Origin of the sequence: Nonomuraea aridisoli (assembly GCF_003236395.1) — a bacterium.
GTDB lineage: Bacteria > Actinomycetota > Actinomycetes > Streptosporangiales > Streptosporangiaceae > Nonomuraea > Nonomuraea aridisoli.
In genome coordinates this window covers 1-5,367 of record NZ_POUD01000419.1, presented here as the reverse complement: position 1 = coordinate 5,367, position 5,367 = coordinate 1, and the positions used below count along the sequence as shown (strand labels likewise).

The 5,367-nt window shown below is 66.1% G+C and carries 5 protein-coding genes, 1 tRNA gene and 1 pseudogene; 5 read left to right on the top strand and 2 right to left on the bottom strand.

Annotated features, from left to right (window positions below):
- Positions 1–103: 103 nt before the first annotated feature.
- Positions 104–667, bottom strand: a complete 564-nt coding sequence (locus C1J01_RS45805; RefSeq protein ID WP_146615986.1) for an NsdA family TPR-like regulatory protein — start codon at positions 665–667, stop codon at positions 104–106.
- Between the two features lie 11 nt (positions 668–678).
- On the opposite strand from C1J01_RS45805, the pseudogene C1J01_RS45800 reads away from it, so the two are divergent.
- From C1J01_RS45800 to C1J01_RS45780, 5 genes and pseudogenes are all read left to right on the top strand, one after another.
- Positions 679–1,282 (top strand): annotated as a pseudogene (locus tag C1J01_RS45800) (cell division protein FtsK); the annotation flags it as partial.
- On the top strand, positions 1,279–1,482 hold the full coding sequence (locus C1J01_RS45795) for a hypothetical protein (protein WP_111185272.1): 204 nt from the start codon (positions 1,279–1,281) through the stop codon (positions 1,480–1,482). The pseudogene C1J01_RS45800 and the gene C1J01_RS45795, both read left to right, overlap by 4 nt.
- A complete protein-coding gene (locus C1J01_RS45790) occupies positions 1,479–3,098 on the top strand; it encodes a replication initiator (protein WP_111185271.1) in 1,620 nt (539 codons plus the stop codon). The genes C1J01_RS45795 and C1J01_RS45790 overlap by 4 nt, the downstream gene beginning before the upstream one ends.
- Positions 3,095–3,286, top strand: coding sequence for a helix-turn-helix transcriptional regulator (locus tag C1J01_RS45785; RefSeq protein WP_111185270.1), 192 nt, complete (start codon positions 3,095–3,097; stop codon positions 3,284–3,286). The genes C1J01_RS45790 and C1J01_RS45785 overlap by 4 nt, the downstream gene beginning before the upstream one ends.
- Positions 3,283–4,647, top strand: a complete 1,365-nt coding sequence (locus C1J01_RS45780; RefSeq protein ID WP_181449328.1) for a tyrosine-type recombinase/integrase — start codon at positions 3,283–3,285, stop codon at positions 4,645–4,647. Before C1J01_RS45785 ends, C1J01_RS45780 begins: the two co-directional genes overlap by 4 nt.
- A 510-nt stretch (positions 4,648–5,157) precedes the next feature.
- On the opposite strand, the gene C1J01_RS45775 is transcribed toward C1J01_RS45780, so the two are convergent.
- Positions 5,158–5,242, bottom strand: a tRNA-Tyr gene (locus C1J01_RS45775).
- Between the last annotated feature and the right edge of the window lie 125 nt (positions 5,243–5,367).

Below are 5,367 nucleotides of genomic sequence, written 5' to 3'. Positions count from 1 at the left end.
CGGCACGGATGGCCTGGGTAGGCGATACTCGACGGGTCACGAGCGTGGGACCTCTTTCGTGCGAACTTGGCGGTTCAACACGGAACCTACGCTCGTGATCTATTTACACCGCATCTGGGACGCGACCCCCACCGAACTGGAATCCCATATTGGCGAATAGCTGGGTCGTGGCGCGAATGGCTTCCACGTCCCACTTTCCAATAAACGGCTTGGCGCTTTCTCGGGCGTGTAGCGGCTCAGGGCGCGACAGGAGCCACGCGATAAGGGATTCTCCCCAAGCGTCCGGAACGACCACGGACTGGAGTGCCACAGGATCGTCGGCGAGGTCACGACGCGTGAGGCCCAGCAGTCGGCTTCCCACGTCGGAGATCCCGCCACCGTGAGCAAGACTGCGCTCCAGCGTTTCCGGGGTCACGACGCTGGCCAGGCCGATGTCGTCCAGCGTGAAGGTCGTGCCGGCCTTACGGCTGAGCGCCTCCGCGATGAACCTGGCCGTAGCGGGTCGCGGTTTCACGCCGTCGAGCCAGCGTTTGACATCCACATGCGTACAACTCAGCGTTACGCCTTCTTCTTGGGCAATTTGCCGCACACGTGAAGCAAGCCCCGAATTAGAACAATCGGCACGCCGCATCGCTTCAGCCAGGCCAACATTGGGCATTCGGGACATGTTCACCTCCGGCGCTGGATCCCAAACTGATGGAGCTGTCCTACGGGCGCGCGCTCTTCGGGGCTCGGTACGCCGCTACGCCGGAAGAGTGCGCCGACCTGCTGGACGAGGCCGTCTGCGTCATGCAGAAGCGGGCCGCTCGCTTCGCCGGTCTTCAGCGCTCCCACACACCCACGGTTGAGGACCCGTTCGTCCTGGTCGTGGTGGATGAGGTGGCGTTCCTGACCGCCTACCAGTCCGATCGCGGCCTTAGACAGCGGATCTCATCGGCGCTGGCCACGCTCACCACGCAAGGCCGCGCGGTCGGTGTCGGCGTCCTGGCCGCGCTCCAGGACCCGCGCAAAGAGGTCATGAACATCCGCAACCTGTTCCCCGACAAGATCGCCCTGCGGCTGGATGAGTCGGAACAGGTGGACATGGTCCTCGGCGACGGCGCACGCGACCGGGGCGCCCTCGCTGACCACATCTCACCGGTTCCGGAGATCGGCGCGGGCGTCGGCTACGTCCGACTGGAAGCCAGCCCCGAACCCGCCCGGGTGCGCCGCCACCTACGTCTCCGATCACGACATCCGCGCCATGGTCGACGCCTTCGCCTCCTATGGGGAGGCCGCGTGAAGATCTGCTTCCACGGCACCGCCGACGAGATCAGTCTCGTTGCGGGGCGTCCGCTGATGGTCCTGCTGACCGCTCATGACTTGCCCCGCATGCGGGTCTTCGAGCTGTATCACTCCCGCGTCCACGCCCACCCGCATCTGGAGCACTACCGCCTCTGCGCGCGGCTGTCCGAGACCACTGACGAAGGGAGGACCGTATGACCCATCCGCACGACCGTGCTCTTCCCCGGGCCGTCCGCCAGGCCATGCCGATGGCCCGGGACGTACTGGAAGAGGTCGCCAAGCTCCACGGCGTCTGCATCCGGCCCGTCCCGCTGCGGCGGCTCGACATCGTCACGGGCAAGTCGGAGATCATCGACGTACCGTGCGGGGCCGTCCTCGACAGCAAGTGCCCGCCATGCGCCAAGCGCAACCGGCAACTCCGCATGGCCCAATGCCGCGAGGGCTGGCACCTGGAACAGGAACCGGCCGTCACGCCGGACGAGCCGAACGAGGAACAGCGCTGGCTGGTCGAGTTCCGCGCCGACATGCAGGCCAAGCGCGATGCGGCCGAACAGGCCGGCGACGACACGACCGACCTGGACGCCGTCCTCGCGGGCTTGGACGAGGAGATCAACGCTGCCGGGATGCGAGGCAGCGTGCTCGGCAGGACGGCTCCCAAGCGGACCCGATCGACCCGGCGTCGGCAGGACGCACCCGACCTGCCCAAGCGCAAGATGACCCACACCACCCTTGGACGCACCTTCCAAGCGCCGGATGGCAAGACCTACCGGCCGTCGCTGTTCGTCACACTCACCCTGCCCGGCTACGGCAAGGTCCGTGACGGCGTCCCGATCGATCCCGACACCTACGACTATCGGCGCGCCGCGCGGGACGCGCTGCACTTCTCCAAACTCGTGGACAGGTTCGTGCAGAACCTACGCCGGGTCGCGGGCTATGACGTGCAGTACTTCGCCGCCGTCGAACCGCAGAAGCGACTCTCCCCGCACCTGCACATGGCCATCCGCGGCACCCTGCCGCGCGCGGAGATCAAGCAGATCGCCGCCGCCACCTACCACCATGTGTGGTGGCCACAAGCAGACGAAGTGCGCTTCGACGGTGACCACCTGCCCGTCTGGGACGAGGAGGCCGGCTACCTCGACCCCGAAACGGGCGAGGTTCTGCCCACCTGGGACGAAGCCCTCGACGCGCTCGACGCCGACGAGGACGCCCAGCCCCTCCACGTGATCCGCTTCGGTGATCAGGTGGACGTCCAAGGCGTGCTCGCCGGAACCCCGGACGCCGATCAGTGCATCCGCTATCTGTCCAAGTACCTGACCAAGTCCATCGGCGAGACGCTCGACGGCGGCCAGGCGCAGCGTGAACACGCCGCCCGCATGCTCGATGCCCTGCGCTACGAGCCTTGCTCGCCCACGTGCCCGAACTGGCTGCGCTACGGCGTGCAGCCCAAAGGCGCCAAGCCTGGGATGGCTCCCGGCCGGTGTCGGGGCAAGGCGCACAAGCCCGAGCACCTCGGCTACGCCGGACGCCGCGTCCTGGTCTCCCGCAAGTGGTCCAACAAGACCCTCGCTGAACACAAGCAGGATCGCCGCACGTGGGTCCTGGAAGCCCTCGGCCAGGCCGACGAACCCACCGACCCACACCGCTACATCTGGCGGCCGGTCCCGGCCGGAGACGCCAACGTGCCACCGCTCGCCGTCCGGCTCCTCCGATCGGTCCACGAACGCCAACGCTGGCGAGCCCACCTCAGAGAGCTGGAAGCCAGAGCAACCGGACAAGATCATTCGGCAACCGAGGACATGAGGAGGGCCGCATGACCAAGCGAGACGAACTGCTGACCGTGGTCCAAGTCCTCGACGAACTCGGCGGAGTCTCCCGTCGCACCTTCTACCGCTGGCGCGAGATCGGCAAGGCGCCAGAGGGCTTCAAGCTGCCCAACGGCGAGCTCCGTATCTACCGGAGCGAGTTCATCGCGTGGCTTGAGAGCCTGCGGGAGGCCGCGTGAAGACCTCCTATGACGTGAAGTTCTGGGCGATCATGCGGAACGAGTCGAGTAAGACGCCGTCCTATGTCGTCCGGTGGAAGGTCGGGGGCCGTCAAAAGTCGAAAACTCTCCGAACCAAGGCGCACGCCGAGAACCTCCTGTCCGATCTACGGCAGGCGGCCAAGCGCGGGGAGCCGTTCGACATGGAGACAGGTCTTCCGCTCTCCATGATTCAGGCCAAGAGCGCTCGGACGGTCCTCGACTTCGTCAGGGCCTATGTCGAGATGAAATGGCCGCACATGGCGGCCAAGAGCCGAGACAGCATGTCTGACGCGCTCGCGACAGCGCTCCCGGCACTCGTGAAGGACAAGCCCGGCCGACCCGACGCCGAGGTGCTGCGCACGGCCCTGCGCAAGTACGCGCTTCTCCCCGAAGGGAAACGTCCCGTCCCTCCTGCCGACATGCAGCGGGCGATTCGGTGGCTCGAAGGCGCATCGCTCGACCTGGCCGACCTCGGCGAGGCGAAGACCGTGCGGCTGGCACTCGACGCAATAGCCCTTCGGCTTGACGGCAAGGCGGCTGGCGCGAACACCGTTCGGCGCAAGCGGGCCGTGCTACACGCGGTGTTGGAGTACGCCGTGGAGCTGGAGGAGCTTTCGGCAAATCCGCTGCACCGGATCAAGTGGAAGCCGCCAAAGACAACGGAGACGGTAGACCCTCGGATCGTGGTCAACCCTCGGCAGGCTCAAGAGCTCCTGACCGCGGTGACCTACGTCGGCAGGCGGGGACGTGGCAGGCGCCTCATGGCTCTGTTCGCGTGCATGTACTACGCCGCCCTCCGGCCCGCCGAGGTCATCGCCCTGCGCAGGGAGGACTGCGATCTTCCCACAACAGGCTGGGGACGTCTCCTCATCGACGTCTCCCGGCCGGAGGTCAACACGCAGTGGACGGACACCGGTGATGCCCACGAGGAACGCGGGCTCAAGCATCGCGGCCGGGAAGATGTCCGGCCCGTGCCCATCCCACCGGCCTTGGTCAAGATAATCCGGGATCACATCGCCGAGTTCGGGCTCGGGCCGGATGGCCGGCTCTTCCAGAGCGAGCGTGGCGGGGTGGTCGCCTCAACGGCCTACACCGAGGTATGGCAGGAGGCGCGGAAGCTCGCCCTGACTCCCGCCCAGGTCGCGTCTCCTCTCGCCCGCCGACCGTACGACCTTCGCCACGCGGCCGTCTCGCTCTGGCTGAACGCGGGCGTACCGGCTCCTGAAGTCGCCGAGCGGGCGGGGCACAGCGTTGACGTTCTCCTCCGCGTCTACGCCAAGTGCATCGATGGCCAGCAAGAGATCGCGAATCGGAGGATCGATGACGCGCTCGTGGCCTGAGTCGCCGGATATCTCCCGCTGGGAAGGGAGCGGAGTTACGATCCGGCCTATGTCGGATCAAACGGTTCGTGGGTACGCGTTCACGTATGCATCATCTACCGCACGACGTGCAGATGGCGGGGAGTGCATCTGGTACCGGTCAGTTGACGACTCTTACGACCTAATCCGCACCGGCAAGCAAGGTAGGCGTCGATATCACGTGTTCGACGCACAGAGCGGGGAGCACCTGCAGGAGTTCACAAGTTGGGACGCTGGTCGCGAGTGGATCGAGGAACGACTGCAATCAGCGTGAACATCGGCGCGCGATGGGTCCCGGATGATCTCCGGGACCCGTTGACGTTTCTGGCACACATGACCTTCGGAACGGCTGCTCGACCTGCGGAAACAGCCCCAAGATCATTGCGCAAATATTGCGCGACCAGCGACAAACGGCCGCTCAGAGCGGCATCTGGCTGCATACCCCTGAAATGCAGAAGAGGCCCCGTAGGGCCTCTGAGCTGCGCTTACTGCTGGTGGCAGGTGCAAGGTTCGAACTTGCGTAGGCTGAGCCGACGGTTTTACAGACCGCTCCCTTTGGCCACTCGGGCAACCTGCCGTGCCATCCGCTCTCGCGGCGACAGATAGAAGGATAGCGGACTTCGGGGGTGCACGTGACACTCGATTGCCGGGCCGTGTCCCATGGGGTGTGCACGGGCGGGGGTGGCGAGCGGTGCCTGCGGG

What these genes read in the sequence shown, in the direction of transcription:
- C1J01_RS45805 (WP_146615986.1), bottom strand. Translation starts at nt 667, where the DNA reads ATGTCCCGAATGCCCAATGTTGGCCTGGCTGAAGCGATGCGGCGTGCC.
- C1J01_RS45790 (WP_111185271.1), top strand. Translation starts at nt 1,479, where the DNA reads ATGACCCATCCGCACGACCGTGCTCTTCCCCGGGCCGTCCGCCAGGCC.
- C1J01_RS45785 (WP_111185270.1), top strand. Translation starts at nt 3,095, where the DNA reads ATGACCAAGCGAGACGAACTGCTGACCGTGGTCCAAGTCCTCGACGAA.